The organism is Dyadobacter pollutisoli, assembly GCF_026625565.1.
Lineage (GTDB): Bacteria > Bacteroidota > Bacteroidia > Cytophagales > Spirosomataceae > Dyadobacter > Dyadobacter pollutisoli.
This window is the reverse complement of sequence record NZ_CP112998.1, coordinates 4,438,118-4,454,570: the sequence shown is the minus strand read 5'-3', so window position 1 is coordinate 4,454,570 and position 16,453 is coordinate 4,438,118. Positions and strand designations below refer to the sequence as shown.

General features: G+C 45.3%; 14 protein-coding genes. 4 read left to right on the top strand and 10 right to left on the bottom strand.

Annotated features, from left to right (window positions below):
* Positions 1 to 27 precede the first annotated feature (27 nt).
* The gene (locus tag ON006_RS18220; RefSeq protein ID WP_244820803.1) at positions 28 to 774 is read right to left on the bottom strand and encodes a glycerophosphodiester phosphodiesterase family protein; all 747 of its coding nucleotides are present in this window, start codon (positions 772 to 774) and stop codon (positions 28 to 30) included.
* An 11-nt stretch (positions 775 to 785) separates the two neighbouring features.
* Entirely contained in the window at positions 786 to 1,694 is a 909-nt protein-coding gene (locus ON006_RS18215; protein WP_244820802.1) for a patatin-like phospholipase family protein, read from the bottom strand.
* Between the two features lie 226 nt (positions 1,695 to 1,920).
* Here ON006_RS18215 and ON006_RS18210 point away from each other — a divergent pair, with 226 nt between their 5' ends.
* Both ON006_RS18210 and ON006_RS18205 read left to right on the top strand, forming a co-directional pair.
* A complete protein-coding gene (locus ON006_RS18210; RefSeq protein ID WP_244820801.1) occupies positions 1,921 to 2,895 on the top strand; it encodes a polyprenyl synthetase family protein in 975 nt (324 codons plus the stop codon).
* Positions 2,896 to 3,011: 116 nt separating this feature from the next.
* The gene (locus ON006_RS18205; protein WP_244820800.1) at positions 3,012 to 4,388 is read left to right on the top strand and encodes a leucine-rich repeat domain-containing protein; all 1,377 of its coding nucleotides are present in this window, start codon (positions 3,012 to 3,014) and stop codon (positions 4,386 to 4,388) included.
* A 4-nt stretch (positions 4,389 to 4,392) separates the two neighbouring features.
* Here the strand turns inward: ON006_RS18205 and ON006_RS18200 are convergent, their stop codons facing one another.
* Together ON006_RS18200 and ON006_RS18195 are read right to left on the bottom strand one after the other, a co-directional pair.
* Positions 4,393 to 6,570: a DUF5916 domain-containing protein gene (locus ON006_RS18200; RefSeq protein ID WP_244820799.1), complete on the bottom strand. Its 2,178-nt coding sequence runs from the start codon at positions 6,568 to 6,570 to the stop codon at positions 4,393 to 4,395.
* 51 nt (positions 6,571 to 6,621) lie between these two features.
* Positions 6,622 to 6,921, bottom strand: a complete 300-nt coding sequence (locus tag ON006_RS18195; protein WP_244821176.1) for a DUF3817 domain-containing protein — start codon at positions 6,919 to 6,921, stop codon at positions 6,622 to 6,624.
* 238 nt (positions 6,922 to 7,159) lie between these two features.
* On the opposite strand from ON006_RS18195, the gene ON006_RS18190 reads away from it, so the two are divergent.
* Complete coding sequence (locus ON006_RS18190; RefSeq protein ID WP_244820798.1) at positions 7,160 to 9,712, top strand: TonB-dependent receptor; 2,553 nt, start codon at positions 7,160 to 7,162, stop codon at positions 9,710 to 9,712.
* Between the two features lie 10 nt (positions 9,713 to 9,722).
* Here the strand turns inward: ON006_RS18190 and ON006_RS18185 are convergent, their stop codons facing one another.
* From ON006_RS18185 to ON006_RS18160, 6 genes are all read right to left on the bottom strand, one after another.
* A complete protein-coding gene (locus ON006_RS18185; protein WP_244820797.1) occupies positions 9,723 to 11,105 on the bottom strand; it encodes a flavin monoamine oxidase family protein in 1,383 nt (460 codons plus the stop codon).
* A gap of 174 nt (positions 11,106 to 11,279) precedes the next feature.
* Positions 11,280 to 13,877, bottom strand: a complete 2,598-nt coding sequence (gene ccsA, locus ON006_RS18180) for a cytochrome c biogenesis protein CcsA (protein ID WP_244820796.1) — start codon at positions 13,875 to 13,877, stop codon at positions 11,280 to 11,282.
* Positions 13,874 to 14,308: a cytochrome c maturation protein CcmE domain-containing protein gene (locus tag ON006_RS18175; RefSeq protein WP_244820795.1), complete on the bottom strand. Its 435-nt coding sequence runs from the start codon at positions 14,306 to 14,308 to the stop codon at positions 13,874 to 13,876. Before ON006_RS18175 ends, ccsA (ON006_RS18180) begins: the two co-directional genes overlap by 4 nt.
* Positions 14,309 to 14,312: 4 nt before the next feature.
* Entirely contained in the window at positions 14,313 to 14,534 is a 222-nt protein-coding gene (locus ON006_RS18170; protein ID WP_244820794.1) for a CcmD family protein, read from the bottom strand.
* Between the two features lie 75 nt (positions 14,535 to 14,609).
* Positions 14,610 to 15,293, bottom strand: a complete 684-nt coding sequence (ccsA, locus tag ON006_RS18165) for a cytochrome c biogenesis protein CcsA (RefSeq protein WP_244820793.1) — start codon at positions 15,291 to 15,293, stop codon at positions 14,610 to 14,612.
* A 46-nt stretch (positions 15,294 to 15,339) separates the two neighbouring features.
* Entirely contained in the window at positions 15,340 to 16,014 is a 675-nt protein-coding gene (locus ON006_RS18160; RefSeq protein ID WP_244820792.1) for a heme exporter protein CcmB, read from the bottom strand.
* A 205-nt stretch (positions 16,015 to 16,219) separates the two neighbouring features.
* Between ON006_RS18160 and ON006_RS18155 the strand changes: the two genes are divergently transcribed.
* A complete protein-coding gene (locus ON006_RS18155) occupies positions 16,220 to 16,447 on the top strand; it encodes a FeoA family protein (protein ID WP_244820791.1) in 228 nt (75 codons plus the stop codon).
* Positions 16,448 to 16,453: the final 6 nt, after the last annotated feature.

Here is a 16,453-nt window from a genome sequence, read left to right as displayed (position 1 = left end):
TCATTCGAACGGGCTCTTTGCTTTTTACTATTCCTTTTTTCTAAAAATACTATGAACAAGTACCGGGTTGTCGGTACAGATGATATCGGGTCCGCCGCTTTCCCAGATCTTTTGGTAAAGTGGCCGGGAGGCATTTGTTTGAAGCGTATCGATATTTCCATTGGTACCCAAAGAGGCTACTACATTCAATGAATGAATTTTGCTGTAAAACGAAGGCTCCTGCAACTCCCGGGGCGTTAATGCCACCAGACTGCTCATAGGAATGCCTGATTGCTCCACTGCTGCAATGTGTTCCCTGCTGTTAAATCCAACTGCCAGCATCAGATCAGGCGCGAGCTGATGGGCTTGCTTTGCTTCCTGAAATGTAGGTATCGGGTACTCTGTGATAGTGCCGTGAGGATCTTTGAGTTTCAATTTGCTTACTTCCTTCCACTTTTTCTGGCTTAGTAAACCTTTCCCGTTGGTACGGATATCCAACTCGTTATCGTGGGAAATGATGAGCAGACTGTCTGCCGTCATCCTGACATCAAATTCCAGGAGTACGCACGGCACATTTTTATAAGTCCGTTCAAAAGTAGCCATGCTATTGCCGGGAAATCCGTCTTCAATACCTCCCTGGTGGGCCATAATCAATGGCGTGGCACGTTTGGAAGGTTTCAGATAGGCCTTTAACTTGTCCGGGGAATTAAAAACACATTCACCAGACTGCGCCATGACGTTGGATATTCCTGCCACGGCGAAGAGAAGGTGGAAGACTACCGTTTTTGTTTTCATAGCATTTCCGATTATTCAGGAATCTTTTCAGCCTTTAAAACCGATTCAATTCCAGCCCGGTAGCCCTCAATGATCAGTCTCGATATGTCATCCGAATTAAAATGCTGCAGATCCAGAAAAAGCGGTGCAATGGGGCGTATCACGGTAAGTTTCATCGGCTTGCCCCGTAAAATAGAGCGGTCCACATAGGATTCCGCCCAAAGAATGTTGCTGTTCACGATCTGATTGACGGTAATGTCACGCACTCTTTCAATCAAAGTGATCAGGTTACGGGTGTTGATGTCTTCGGGCTGGTAAAGCAAAGGAGAGTGGCAGGCGATCAGCACAATTTCGGTTGCGCCATCATCAATAGCCTGTCTGACGGGTGCCACCTCCCTGATCCCGCCGTCGAGGTACAGCTGATCCTCAATTTCGACAGCTGGCATCAGCATAGGAATGGATGAGCTGGCAAATACGAAATCCAGGTAATTGGACTGTTGCGGACTAACATACCGCATTTCTCCCGTCGCAATGTTGACAGCACCTACTTTTACTTTAATGGGCGTTTTGGCCAGATATTCGTCGTTGACATTTTTTCTGATCAGCTGATGCAGGGGCAACGGATCGACGATCCCGTCAAAACGGCTCATTAATGTATTCATCCCCAGCTTGACGCGTGAGCGCAGCATGGATATGTCCTGAGGTGCAGTGATATTTTTGATCCAGAATTCCAGCAATTTCCTCCCCGCCACGGGCCATTGAATTTCATTGTTTTCCTGCATCTGTCTGCCGGCTTCGTTCGCCAGAAATGTAGCGTTCAAAGCGCCCACCGAAATTCCATAGACCATTTCAGGCTGAAAACCGTTTTCCAGGACTGCCTGGATCACGCCCACCTGAAAAGCGCCCTTCATTGATCCTCCGCCGAGGACAAGTGCTTTCATATCAATAACTTTCCAAAGTGTACTTTATAGGTTCAAGTCAGCCGCTACGCTGTACCTTCCGGGTTTTTTTTCAATTCTAAACATTTTCAAAATAAAATTGATATAAACAGAAGATTTTATTCCAAATTTGAAGATTAGAGTTCAGAGTTCTTAAAATCCATCCGTTGGTAACTCTGTCCGCGACTTTTTAATATCAGGAGGGGAGCATCAGCCCTCGTTCATTAATATGACCCTTTCAATAAAGGATATTCAGGCTCCTATTGCAGACGAAATGAAGGCTTTTGAGCAAAAGTTTCGCCAATTTATGAAGAGCGATGTAATGCTGCTGGACCAGATCATGAATTACATCGTCAGACGCAAAGGCAAGCAACTACGTCCCATGTTTGTGTTTCTTTCCGCCGGGGTCTGCGGAAATATCTCCGAATCAACATACAGAGGAGGGGCGCTTATCGAACTCCTGCATACCGCTACCCTTGTTCACGACGATGTGGTGGACGATTCTAATTACCGCCGCGGTTTCTTTTCAGTCAATGCATTGTGGAAGAACAAGATAGCCGTTCTGGTGGGTGATTACCTGTTGTCCAGAGGCCTTCTTTTGTCCGTCGATCACGAAGAATTTGATCTTTTGAAAATCGTATCCACGGCAGTGCGCGAGCTTAGCGAAGGAGAATTGCTTCAAATTGAAAAAGCGCGCAGACTGGATATTAATGAAGAGGTGTACTATCAGATCATTAAACAAAAAACGGCGTCACTAATAGCTTCCTGCTGTGCGGTAGGAGCGAGTTCGGTAGGTGCGGGCGCCGAAGTAGTGAAAAGAATGCATGCATTTGGAGAGAAAGTAGGAATGGCCTTTCAGATCAAAGATGATCTTTTCGACTACGGCGAGGACGAAATCGGAAAGCCCCTGGGCATCGATATCAAGGAGAAAAAAATGACCCTTCCGCTGATCTACGCACTGAACCAGGCCGCCTGGCTGGAAAAACGGCGCATTATCAACATTATCCGCAACGAAAGCCACAAACCCAAAAAAGTCAATGAAGTTATCGCATTCGTGAAAGATTCGGGCGGGTTACGTTATGCGCAGGAGGTAATGCAGCGCTACGTAGAAGAAGCCCGGGTATTACTGAATGAATTCGCCGATTCACCCCACCGTACATCACTGGAACAGCTCGTACAGTACACCATTGAGCGAAGTAAGTAGCTTATTATCGGGATATTATAAATTTTAAATAATTTCAAAAGGAAAATATGTAAGTAACTATAATAATATGACTAAACTTTTAGTTATGTTAGTACTTCCATAAAAACCTTTTTGTCATGAAAGCTATTGTATCTGCATTAATCTGTTTGTGCTTGCATAACACCTATGCGCAAATCAGGGTTTTATCCGTAAAAAACGTTGCGAAAGAAGGTGTAAACAATGTCGCGCTTGCGAATGACTATGAGCGGGGGAATACCGCTGCGGTTAAAGAAGTAATGAACAAGTTCAGTGAGGTTGTTGCTTCTGCATTCCCAAAAGATCCCAGGCCCGGGATATCGATCTTTACCCAATTTTACTTGAATGCATCCGGTAGCGTCGACTACCTCATTTTTGATGTAAGGACAGGTGAGGGATACAACAAAGATTCATTGGATGAGCATTCAAAAATGGCCTTTCTAGCAGGTTTTGAAAACTGGAAAGTGACCAAATCACCCGGCAGAAAGTTCTCGGTAACCTCCTTCCAAAACATCGGCAAACAGCCCGTTATCCGCGAGGTGCGGCGTGGAGACAGTTCGGTAGTGGATCTGAAATCTGCATTGGTATTTCACGATACATTGAAAGTGAAGCGGCTATATTTGAACCAACTGGAATTGAAGACATTACCGGACGTTATTTACAGATTTCCTAATCTGGAAGAGTTGTATTTAGGGGGTAATGAACTCAAAGCGGTGAATATCAATATGCAGCGACTGAGTAAACTAACGCAGCTTCATTTACAGGGAAACCAACTAACGAATAGTAGTTTTGAGATTTCGCCCAATAAGACATTGGCATTGTTAAATCTGAAAGAAAATAAATTCGATGACATTCCAAATGTGGTGCGAGAGTCTAAAAAACTCGCGGTACTTTGGCTTGGTGGCAATCCGTTGTCTGCTTTGTCCAGCCGCAGTTTTCGTAAGTTAAAGCAAGTGCGCGATCTTAATTTTTACAAATCTGACATTGCAGTTTTGCCAAAAGGAATTAAAAAAATGAAGAATCTGGAAGTGCTGGATTTGTATTACAATAAATTGGAACAGCTGCCGAACTCCATTGTTCGCCTGAAAAGACTAACCCATTTCGCTGTCTCAAATAATCAATTGACAAGCTTACCAAAAAAAATTGACAAACTTAAAAACGTACATACGTTCTACGCACATCATAACCACCTAAGCAAGCTTCCGGAAAGAATCGTTAAAATGCAAAAGCTCAAAATTATGGATCTTGGCTATAACTGGTTTACCACTTTCCCGGCGGAGCTGACTGCGTTTGTCAACTTGCAGGAACTCGATCTGTCTTCCAATAATTTCCCTGATTTTCCGGAGCAGCTGCTTAATATAAAACGCCTCGACAAGCTGTATCTCAGAGGGAACCCATTTCTGAAAGAGGATGCTGAAAAACGGTATAATCAGCAGCTGGGTCTTCTGAAAAACAAGAATATCGAGGTGTTTTACTGAGCTTTTACAGGTTCCACCAGTAGGTGAATTTCAACACGATCGCACGGTTTTTGACCCTGAAATTTTCGGGCAGGTAGTTGTCTGTGTATACAATGAATAAGTCCGACGCAGGCTTGTACCGCCATTGCAGACGCGCATTCAGGTTGATGTTGTCAGCCTGATTGTTGTACTGCATGAATGTGGTAAAGAACAGACTGTTCGTAAATGTAACATCGACACGAGGGCCAACCAACCAAAGCTGCGTGCGTTTCCACGGCTCCGGCAAGCGGATATCATTGTAATTACCAGCCATCGTGATCGCTACGTAAGGTTGTACGCGGTAACCCAGCTCGGCGCGCAGGTTATTGCGGTGCCCGTTCTGATAATACCCTCCAAATATCCCGGATGCTGCATAGGTAAGACGGTTTTGCGGGCCGGAGACGATATCAAACCCGGCTGCTTTCCAGTTGTGCTCGCTGCCGGTAGGTAAGGTGCCCACGCCGAGGTTAGTCGGGTCAAACGGACGCAAAAGACGTACATAGTTGCTGGAACCCCAGACAGCTACCGTGGCCCGGTTGATAAAATTCAGGTTGTAAGAAAGAATAAACTCGCGGTCGCTCAGGTCGAATTTTTTATCCCAATACACATTACTGATCAGCTTGGGGCCGTGGCTGATGATTTTCGGTGATTTGACAAAGAAAAGATAGGCAACATTGGGACTGATCTTGTAATATCCCAGGCGGACAGCATTGGGAACGTAACCCACTTCTGCATTATAGTTTTTGCCCACATACTCGTGCTGCCATTGCCACGAGAAATTTGCTTTGGTAAATTTAAGGTCAGCCGCGTGCGTGAAATCGTCAGAAGATTTGCCGGGGGTGAATGATTTCAGGAACATTACCTTGCCCGTCCACAGGTTTTTGGAACTGGCAAGGTTGAATTCCGCCCCAATGTTACGGTTATAACGATTAGCAGAACCGTGCCTGTCCAGGGAATAGTTGGTAGCGTCTTTATTAACAAAAATAAACCGGACATTGGAACGGGCCAATAATTGTCTCTGCAATGCAAAAACCGCATAGTTATTTCTCGGAGTCAAACTGTCGGGAGAACCCGTTTGTACATCCAGCACACCGATACGCCAGTTTTTATTGATCTTCCCGCTCATGCGTGCGCCAAACTGAATGGGTACCCCCAAACCAATGCGACGGGAGAAAAAAGGCCGAATGGTAGCGTACCCGAAGTTGGCGAAAAGGTCAGCGTTTTCGAGAAAAAACTGACGACGCTCCGGGAAAAACAATTCAAAGCGATCCAGGTTCGTCTGCTGAACGTCCACATCAACCTGTGAAAAATCCGGGTTTACCGTCAAATCCAGGTTCAGCGAAGGGGTTAGCCCGATTTTAACATCACCTCCAACGGTAGGCTTATATTTGGTAGGGGTATCCTTTTGATGGTCTTTCGTCAGGCGGGTCGCAAAGTATGGGATCACGGAAATATTGGGCCCTGGATTCGGTGGCGGAACATCCCAAACAAGTACACCTGTGTATGCAAGCGAGGCCGAAGGAAACTGCCTGGGGACAGGAGCCCAGGACGATTTTTCCGAAATAGTAAGGTCCTGGCGGCTGAAATTAATTCCCCAGCGCGTGATACCCGGCTTATAACGGATGCTTTTGAAAGGAATAGCAGCCTCCCAAACCCATTTATCATCATCATTTTTTACCGAGCTGACCCATTTATTGTCCCAGCTCAGGTCAACAGTTCCTCCATCGCCCTGCTGGCCGTCCCAGGGAGCGCCAGCCGCATTGGCACCGAACGAAAAGCCGTTTGTCTTATCGTCGAAAGTGTCCATGAAAAGGAGAAAATTATCATTTTTCCCAAAAGCAAAGTCGCGTTTCAGAGACTCGACAATGATCGATCCTTTGATGGGTTTGTAGTTAATAACCAGGATGTAGAGGTTGTTTTTATCATAGCACATCTTCACGTCCGTCTGTGCACGCGAGAAGCTGGTGTCCATCGGGGTAATCATGAAAAAATCTTTTGCAGTTTCCGTGGCAGACCATGCAATGTCGTCCGCAACGCCGTCAATGGTCAGCGGGGAAGTGGCGGTGTGGATGTGGTATTGATAATTTTCGTTGGGTTTCTGAGCTAAACTTTGAAAAACGATTAAACAGAAAATGATTGGGGTTAGGATAAAATTACGTTGCACTTGATCGGTTTGGGGTGTAGGAATTTATAAATGACTAATTACCAGGCACATTTAGCTTCTAAACCACTTGGCATCGGCATAAAATGTACCGAACGGAACCAGTGAAGAAAGGAACGACAGGAATGATTTTTTGAATGTCCAGCTTCTTTCAGTAGCCACCTGAATGAGTAAAATGACAAACAAAACGAATAGCACGCCGTGGGCCATTCCGACGACTCGGACCGCCTGAGGAATACCCACGATATATTTTAACGGCATCGCGATGCCCAAAAGAATGAGGTAGGAAACGCCTTCAAGAAACGCGACGATCCGGAGACGACCGAGTGCAGATTTTATTAAGGTGGAAATCATGAGGAAATTGGCAAATGAGAATAATGCATTTTCGTCGTAAAGATACGGATTCAAACGCTTGCATTACACCATCGTTTTAAAACCTTTTACATGGAATTGTCATATTTCCATAAAATCTATATGTAACTTATATATAATTTGGCGCAAAATATTTTTCTTAAAATATTATTTTGATAAAATCGCGAATAGTAATGTATTATTGCATTTTATTCTTTATTCAATACTAAATAGGCGGTTTATGACCAGAGCTTTCTTTACACTCATTTTTACCCTCTCGTGCGTCATTTCGTTTGCTCAAAGCCTTAAAGTAACCGGCAAAGTAACCGATGAAAAAGGGGAGCCACTGATCGGCGCATCGGTAATCGAAAAGGGTACTAACAATGGAACAACCACGGATGGTGGAGGAAACTATGCATTAACGGTTGGGTTTAACAATGCGACGCTGGTCGTTACTTATGTGGGTTACAACAAAATTGAAAGAGAAATAAATGGTGCCGGGACGCAGGATTTTGCACTCACGGACGCCACGGTCCTTAACCAGGTGACAGTTGTCGGCTCACGAAATTTGAACAGATCATCTGCGGACACTCCGGCGCCAGTGGATGTGATCGATATTCGGGAAGTGACTACTAAGCAGGGCCAGCTCGATGTAAATCAGCTTCTTCAGTTCGCTGCCCCTTCATTTAATTCAAACCGTCAGACTGGTTCAGATGGTGCAGATCACGTCGATCCTGCCTCACTACGTGGCCTTGGGCCTGATCAGACATTGGTTTTGATCAATGGAAAACGGCGCCATCAATCTGCGTTGGTGAACCTTTTCGGCTCACGTGGCAGGGGAAACACCGGTACGGATTTGAATGCAATCCCGGCTGCTGCGATTGAAAGAATTGAGATTTTGAGAGACGGTGCCGCCGCTCAATACGGCTCGGATGCCATTGCGGGGGTTATTAACATCGTGTTGAAGGAATCCGTCAATCAGCTGACGGCGAATGTGAATGCAGGTATTTTTAAGGCAAAATACCGATATGACGATAAGAAATATGATGGCTTGAATTACAATGTAAATCTGAATTATGGTGTTAAAATCGCGAAAAAGGGATTTGTGAATGTAACGGCAGACTACAACTTCCGTGACCATACCAACCGCGCTAATACGGTTGATAGTGAGGCTGACCTGGCCCGGAGGCAATTCGGTGATCCTAAAATCAATAATACGGCTATTTACTACAATGCGAAAATTCCTCTGGGAAGCAATTTTCAGGTTTATAGTTTCGGCGGTTTGAATGAGCGTAGCGGTGACGCATACGCCTGGACGCGTTTTCCGGACGACGACCGGAACATTCCGTCTATTTACCCCAACGGGTTTGATCCGATTATTACCAGCAAGATCAAAGATCGTGCGGTAACCGTGGGTGTGCGGGGGATATGGAAGTCCTGGGACATTGATTTGAGTAATACTTATGGGCTCAATAAATTTCATTTTGGCGTCAAAAACTCATTGAACCGGTCATTCGGAGCGCTTTCTCAAACCAGTTTTGATGCCGGCGGTTTTCAATTAGGGCAAAATGTGACCAACCTGAATGTTACCCGTTTCTACAAGAGCGTTTTGCAAGGCCTTAACCTGGCTTTCGGTGCGGAGTACCGGACGGAGCGATACAAGATTTTCGCAGGTGAACGTGCCTCTTATTACAATTATGATCCTACTTATCCGGGTGGTTCACAGGGATTTCCGGGGTACAGCCCGGCTGACGTGACTGACAACGACCGCTCGAATGTAGGGGCTTATGTGGACGTGGAGGCTGATATTACCAAAAAGTTCCTCGTGGATGCTGCGTTGAGGTTTGAGAATTACAGCGATTTCGGGAGCACGTTGAATGGTAAATTGGGACTTCGATACAAGTTAACCGATGCTTTGGCGATCCGCGGATCGGCTAGTACGGGGTTCAGGGCGCCTTCGCTTGCGCAAAAATATTTCAACTCTACATTCACCAATTTCGTCAACGGGCAGGCTGTGGAGGTGCTGCTCGCCAATAACAACAGTGCGGTTACCAAGGCACTCGGTATCCCGCAATTGAAGCAGGAAACTTCCCAGAATGCGAGCCTGGGGATTACTTTTACGCCTGCGTCCCGGCTGTCGGTTACCGTGGACGGATATTACGTGAAAGTGAAAGACCGGGTCGTGTTGACAGGGCAGTTTAGCGATGACGACGAAGAAATCGGTGATTTGTTGAAGGCTTTAAGGGTAGGAAAGGCGCAGTTTTTTACCAATGCATTGTCATATACCACTACGAAAGGCCTGGACGTGATCATTGCGCATTCCGCTCCGGTAGGAGTAGGACGGCTTAGTACCACATTGGCTGCCAACTTCAACTGGATGGATCTGGGGCCTGTCAATACCAGCCCTAAGCTGGCTGGTAAGGAGGATATTTATTTTGATGAACGCGAACGCCGCTTCGTACTGGCATCTGCACCGCCCTCGAAAATCAACCTGACTTTTGACTACTCTGTGGATAAATTCAGCCTGATGCTTCGCTTGATCCGTTTTGGGGAAATCAAGCTGGCTAACTGGGACTATGAGATTGATGTTTACAAACCAAAAATGCAAACTGACCTGACGCTGAATTACAAGGTGACAAAAAACTTCTCGATTTCGGTGGGTGGCAGCAACATCCTGAATGTATATCCGGATAAGTCGCTGCCTGCTCTTACTGAATCTGGTGGCGGATGGGACCCTGTTCAAATGGGTAGCAATGGTGCCTTTTTCTTCACCAGGCTTGGCTTCCGCTTTTGAAAATCAGGTATTAGGCGCCGATTACTTCCAGGGCCGCCGTTTCACCGGAGACCAAAGCCCCTTCCATAAATCCCTGCCAGTCGGCCAGATGTTCGCCGGCGAAGTGTGTGTGGAGGAAGGGTTTTTGCAAAGCGGGCCTGGTGGTATGCCATTGATTGATGCCATACATCGCGTAAGCACCTTGTGAAATATTGTCGGTGCCCCAGTAGTAATTTGCCTGGGATTGCAGCATGCCGCGCACGTCACCAAAGAATGGATTAAGCGTCTGATGGATCATTTCTTTGCGCCACTCGTCATTTTGATTGGCTATCAGTTCGGCCTTTTCGCCGATTGTATATGAAATCAGCACGCCTTTTGCAGAGGGCTGATTTTTAGTGGCGTGGTAGAAATAATGAGGTACCTGATCGGTGATCATGTCAAAGTTTTCAGCTTCCCAGAACCTCTTATTGAACAGCAGCGCATTTTTATTGATCCGGGCATATTGCAGCTCATTCAAGGCCCGGGTTTTTTCGTCAGGCATGCCGGGTTCCCATTGAATGTTTTTAATGGCAAATGTCGGGATCGCGCAGATCAGTTTGTCGGCTTCGAAAGTCTTGCCATTTTCACAGTGGACAATCACATTTTCTTTTTGTTCAATTTTGGTGACTTTGTGACCGGTGAAAATGTTCTCCTGACCAATCTGTTCGGCCAGTTTTTTGGCAAGCTGGGCATTACCATTTTTGATTTTGAGGTCCATTTCATTTTTCTCACTGCTTTCAGCAAATGTGGCCAGGGCAATGAATGCGGAAACGTGCCTGATACTTTCTCCAAAATCGGTGCTGTCGAGTAGTTCACGAAGAATGAGGTCCTTTCCCTCGCAGCCATTATTCACCAGATACCGCCACCAGTCCATTTGATCCAGATGCAGCTTGTCCTGGTCGGTCATGGTTTGGTACTGCTTTAAAAGTACCTTGAATTTACCTTTCCAGTCGTCCGAGAAGTCCCAGTCGGTGGTCTTTGAATATTGATTTTTATAAATAAGATGTGTGTCAAACTGATTGTTGAGCAGCTCTAATTTAAACTCATCACATAGCTCACGAATGCGGGTATGAGAATTTCCCACCCATTCAGCGCCGAGTTCCACGGTCAGGTTTTGGACAGGGTCAATGACGTGTGAAAACACCCGGCCACCCAACCTGTTGCGAGACTCTATTACAGTTACGTCTACATTCTTTTTGCGGAGTGCGTAAGCTGCCGCAAGTCCTGCGAAACCGCCGCCAATAACGATAACTTTTGTTTTTTTGCCGATTTGAATGTTACCGAATGCATTGGCTGATACAATGGCGCTGCCGGCTAGTAGTGCGGACTGGCGAAGAAATTCTCTCCGGGAGCTGAGTTGAGTGATAGTGTTCATGTATAGATTTAAGAATGTTTTTTAGAGGAACAATCCTAAATTAGGCATGTATATACGCAACTCAAACGAACCTTTAGTTAGTGGTTAATTTATTTACTATTTGGTGGTTGTATCGAAATGAAAAAGGGATCATTAGCGCTGGCTATTGATCCCTTTTTACTGAAAATTGATGTGTCAGACAGTCTGGACTTTTGGTTTTACCTTACGCTGCCCAGCCGGCTGGCTTTCTTTGTTTCTCATTTTTACAAAGTCTTTGAAACGCCTTACCGTAGCCATGATAAAGCCAATGACCAGCACGAAAGTACCAAGCCAGAGGATGTTAATGAGTGGTTTTTCGGTCGCTTTCATGACAATAAAATCTCGCTGCGTGGTGTTGACGGAGAAAGAGAACTGCCCGGTCTGCGGATTGATTTCCTGAAACTGAATACGCATGCCCAGTTCATTGCTTACCTCAGGCTTGCGGGCTACCATGCGGTCGCGGATCACAAAAGAAGGCGTAATAACGAATTCCTTGTCCTTGTCAAGAACGCGGATTATGGCTTTTACTGCCGCGTCGCCTGCTCCAAGCGTAACACCTTCAACCTGTTCAGTCCTTACCACATTGTCCAGAATGGCCACATAGTCATTCACAAAGAATGTGTCGCGCAGGTTAACGGTGAAATTTTCCGTCTGGCTCCAAACTGGTTCTGCATTTGGATTGGTAACCATGGAAACATAAGTGTACAAGTCCTTATCCACTTTGCGCTGAATGTCCGGCGAAGAGACGATGCCGCCCATTCTCGGGTTGATCTGCACTCGTGGGAACAATGTGAAAATCCTGCCCGACGGTTCACGGTATTCGATCTCGTAGTAGAAGTTTTCAGGGAAAATCTCGATGGTATCGCCTTTCGAATTGTATTTCTTGCCGTCAAGTACAATGTCTTTCAATGCAACAGCGTGAAAATCGCCTTCCACAATGTCCACCCAGCTTTTTGGAATGTACCCGGGAATGTGGCGCGGTTCTACACGGACATCACGCCAGGTGAGCATGTAGTCGCCCATTTTCTCAGCTTTATTCAGCCAAAGCGTGATGTTCTCCTTATTTTCTTTATTATCGTTGCTGGTGAATTCCTCGCTGCGGGAAATCATCAAGCCTGAGTTATTGATCGAGACAACCCTCGTATAGGCAGAAGAAAAGAGGATACCGATCAGCATCAGGGCTACACCAATGTGTGTGATCGCCCCGCCAGAAAGGTTATAATTTCCGCGAATAATATTGAGCAAAATCGTTCCGTTGGCCACCACAGCAAAGATCGCGGTTGTCAGCAGCACGATGTACTGAATGTCCTTTACGCCTTTGAAGGTAATGACCGCCGCGCTAATCAGCAATGCGATCAGCAGAGGATTGTACAATGCCTGCAACTTGCCTTTACCAACTCTTTTCCACCAGAAAAACTGTCCGATACCTGTCAAAACGATGATCAGTGAGAAAAACCACAGCTGGAATTTATTGTAATGCGCTACCTGATCCGCTGGCAAAGCCATGTTCAGGACAGTACCGAATGCTTCGGCGATCTTGTTATAAACCGGAATGGAGGTGGTTGCCAGAATCTGGAAGCCAGATAGGCAAAGCAATGTGGCCCCAATAAAAATCCAGAATTCCTGAGAGTAGGTCGAAACCTCTTCTTCATCATTAGGAAGGCTTTTCCAGCGATATACAAGCAAACCGATGGCTACAATGGTGAATGTCAGCAGGTAAATCAGCAACTGACCGGAAAGCCCCAAATCCGTAAACGAGTGTACAGAGGCATTTCCCAATACACCGCTCCTCGTCATGAATGTCGAGTACAGGATCAGTATAAATGTGGCAATGGTCAGTATAAACGACGTTTTTAATGCTGTCGCGTTTTTCCGCCCGATGATCATGGTATGAACCGCAGCAACTAAAACCAGCCAGGGCACGATCGATGAGTTTTCAACGGGATCCCAGTTCCAGTAGCTACCGAAGTTAAGCGTTTCGTAGGCCCAGTAGGCACCCATCAAAATACCAATACCCAGAATCATGGCCGAAAACAATGCCCATGGCAATGCCGGGCGTATCCATTCTTGAATTTTCTTGGTCCAAAGACCTGCAATAGCAAATGAGAACGGGATCAGCGTGGTAGCGAAGCCGAGGAATAGCGTAGGAGGGTGGATTACCATCCAATAGTTTTGTAATAACGGGTTTAGACCATTTCCGTCTTTTGGAATAAAATTCGGATCCATCTTGTAAACAGGCAGGTCCGGCATTACTTCTTTCAGCAAAAGGAATGGTGTAGAACCAATTTTCAGGTCCAGGCCAGGAATGACTACACCCAGTATCATGGAGGTCAAAAAGGCTTGTACCAATGCAAAAACGGTCATTACCGGTGCTTCCCACGACCGATTTGAAAAAATGAGCACGGTACCCAATATTACATTCCAGAAGATCCACAAAAGAAAACTACCTTCCTGATCCTGCCAGAAACTGGAAATGGTATAGCCGGTCGGGAGCGACAGGGACGAATTTTTCCAGGCGTAGTGGTATTCAAAATAATGATTGCCAATGATCCAGTACAGCGAGAAGACGACGCCAAGCACTGCTGCAACGTGAAAATAGAATACGATCCTTGCAAAACGCTTCCAAGTGAGGGTATCTTCAATCGTGCCACCTGCCATTCCAGCTTTGAAATAGGCATAGGTTGCCACGAGAGCGGTTACAAATGCGACAATTACCAGCAGGTGCCCTGTATTTCCAATCGTGCTGTGAATCATGATTTTGTAGCGGTATGTTCAGTGGTTTCCATTTTACCGTTCTCGTATTTCGAGGGGCACTTCATTAGTATTTTTTCAGCGGAAAAAGCACCGTCTTTCATTTTTCCAACTACAACAACCTGTTCGGATTTGTCAAAATCCTGTGGTTTGGTATTTTTATAAATTACTCTCTGTTCCACATTCTGGTTGTCTACCAATGTGAAAACGAAGTAGTTAGGGTCGATCTCGGGTTTGTACTCCATTTCTACGATCCTACCGGCAACGTCTTTTTTCAATTTACCAACGACGTGAATGCTTTCATTGTCGCCATCCTGCGCCATTTCCTTTGCTTTCGTAAAATCGACATAGGTACTGGCGTCGCCGGCCGTTGAAACAATAATTCCAATGGCAACTGCGATGATCACTAGGCCGAATATCTGGATCTTTTTCATGGTACTACTTGATATTTAGTTCCTTTTCAATTTTTCTGAGCTTAGCATCTATCCTAAGCATATTCACCGCGATTCCAGCAAAAATGACTGCAATTACAGCCACCACAACCCATATTTTGCCATCCTCACGTAGCTTGTCTGCCATGGGTACCGCTTCTGACGCCTGAGCCATCAAATTTCCTGATATTAGAAACAGGGTTAAGAGGATAAGGGTGATTCTTTTCATTTTAATAATTGACTAAAATCTTAACGAATTTTTGATTTGAAATGTTTGCGATGCTGAAAAATACCGCCTTTGCAATTAAGCTCTGTCGGCGGTAATGATCGCTTCTTCACGGATGCGGTTAATTCTCTTAATCCTGATCCGCAGCTCAGCAAGCCAAAGACCCAGTAACACATAGCCGATGACAGCAGGATATAGAACTTTTCTAATATCATTGTCAATGTCGTAGGATCCAAACGTGCTGTTTCCACCACTTCCCGGATGCAGTGAGTCTGTCAGGCGGGGGAGTATATAAATGATGGGGATAAATACAGCGAAGGCGAAAATGTTGTAAACCGACGAAATGCGGGCTTTTCGCTGCTCGTCTTCAAAAGAGCTCCTCAGTAAAAGGTATGCGAGGTAAATCAATATTCCGATAGCGGCCCCATTCAATTTTGGATCATTCGGCCAAGGATCACCCCAAGTATAATTGGCCCAGGTAGAACCCGTCAGACAACCAAGTATTCCAAAAAAGATGGCGGATTTGGCAAGCTCGCTTGCGATATCATCATTCTTGATGAGTCCCTTGTTTAGATATTTGACGGAAAATATCATGGATGTGAAAAGGAGTATGGTCATGGCAAACCATAGCGCAACATGAAAGTAGGTGTTACGGATACTTTCATTGATAATAGGTAGACGTGGAACAGGTCCCATTATTCCCATCACGATCACATAGAATATGATGACGATGCAGAGGATTTTCCACCAGATCTTTCTCATTTTGAATCTTTTAACTTTTAAAATAAACTTCGCTTGCCCCTAATCATCAGCTTCTCCATAAATAAGGAAAAAGCAGAATGCTGAGCGTAATTACTATGAGGTCAATGGATAATAGTGTGGTGATTTCGTCCGTGCTAACCGACCAGTCCAGCCCGTCCAATGCATTTTTTGACAGTTTGATGGTCATCAATAACATAGGCAGAATGATCGGGAAACTAAGTACGGCCATTAATGTAGCGCTGTTGTCAGCTTTGGATGCAATGCCTGCTACCAATGTCAATACCGAGGCAAACCCGATGGCGGCCAGTACGATACAGATCACAAACAGGCCCATATCCTGAACCGAATTGCCCATTACAAACGTGTAAAAAATAAATCCAAATGCAGATAACAACAACATAATGAATGAGTTGTAAATGATTTTGGAAATGATAATCGCCTGCGGACTGCACAGGTTGTAATAGTACAGCAACCGGCCGTACCGTTCCTGTGAAAAGCTTTTGGCGATGGCATTAACCGCGGTGAAAAGCAAAATGATCCAGAAAAGTGTATTCCAGACGATAGGAGTGAGTTGGTTCCTTCTGAGATTGAAACTTAGGTAACACACAAAAACGGTACTGACAACGTAGAGCAGCATTCCGCTTAATGCGTATTTTTGCCTCCATTCCAGTGTTACTTCTTTCCAGATAAGGGTTTTGATCTCGTTCAAGATGTTATTCAATCCGCTGTTTTTACTCCTGTTTTTATTTTATAACAGACCATTCGTGCTGCAAAAGTACTACATAAAGCCTGAGGGAAATAATAAATTGGTTACGATTTTGACTGATTTGTATCATGCCTGATACAATTGCAGGAGTATTGTTTGAATTACCGTTTGTTAGTGCTTAATTTGTGTTTTAAATAAACTGAATCTAAATAAGGAGCGTATGTCTGCTCGTACAGTTTCTCATCTCAGAAAGGGTGAAAAGGGGATTATTAAGTCTTTTAATAACCGGGCAATGTCTTTGAAATTGCTTGAAATGGGCTGCCTTCCCGGTTGTGAGGTCCGGCTGGACGCGATTGCTCCTTTTGGAGATCCTATCTGTATCAATGTAGGAGGATGCTACAGTTTGTCCCTGCGCCTGAACGAAGCTTCAGTGATTGAATTAGAGTAAAAGTAC

Excerpts from the sequence above, each read along its gene's own strand:
- ON006_RS18220 (WP_244820803.1), bottom strand. The coding sequence starts at position 774 with ATGAAAACAAAAACGGTAGTCTTCCACCTTCTCTTCGCCGTGGCAGGA.
- ccsA (WP_244820796.1), bottom strand. The coding sequence starts at position 13,877 with ATGATTCACAGCACGATTGGAAATACAGGGCACCTGCTGGTAATTGTC.
- ON006_RS18195 (WP_244821176.1), bottom strand. The coding sequence starts at position 6,921 with ATGATTTCCACCTTAATAAAATCTGCACTCGGTCGTCTCCGGATCGTC.
- ccsA (WP_244820793.1), bottom strand. The coding sequence starts at position 15,293 with ATGAGAAAGATCTGGTGGAAAATCCTCTGCATCGTCATCATATTCTAT.
- ON006_RS18190 (WP_244820798.1), top strand. The coding sequence starts at position 7,160 with ATGACCAGAGCTTTCTTTACACTCATTTTTACCCTCTCGTGCGTCATT.
- ON006_RS18155 (WP_244820791.1), top strand. The coding sequence starts at position 16,220 with ATGTCTGCTCGTACAGTTTCTCATCTCAGAAAGGGTGAAAAGGGGATT.
- ON006_RS18210 (WP_244820801.1), top strand. The coding sequence starts at position 1,921 with ATGACCCTTTCAATAAAGGATATTCAGGCTCCTATTGCAGACGAAATG.
- ON006_RS18215 (WP_244820802.1), bottom strand. The coding sequence starts at position 1,694 with ATGAAAGCACTTGTCCTCGGCGGAGGATCAATGAAGGGCGCTTTTCAG.
- ON006_RS18185 (WP_244820797.1), bottom strand. The coding sequence starts at position 11,105 with ATGAACACTATCACTCAACTCAGCTCCCGGAGAGAATTTCTTCGCCAG.
- ON006_RS18205 (WP_244820800.1), top strand. The coding sequence starts at position 3,012 with ATGAAAGCTATTGTATCTGCATTAATCTGTTTGTGCTTGCATAACACC.
- ON006_RS18175 (WP_244820795.1), bottom strand. The coding sequence starts at position 14,308 with ATGAAAAAGATCCAGATATTCGGCCTAGTGATCATCGCAGTTGCCATT.
- ON006_RS18170 (WP_244820794.1), bottom strand. The coding sequence starts at position 14,534 with ATGAAAAGAATCACCCTTATCCTCTTAACCCTGTTTCTAATATCAGGA.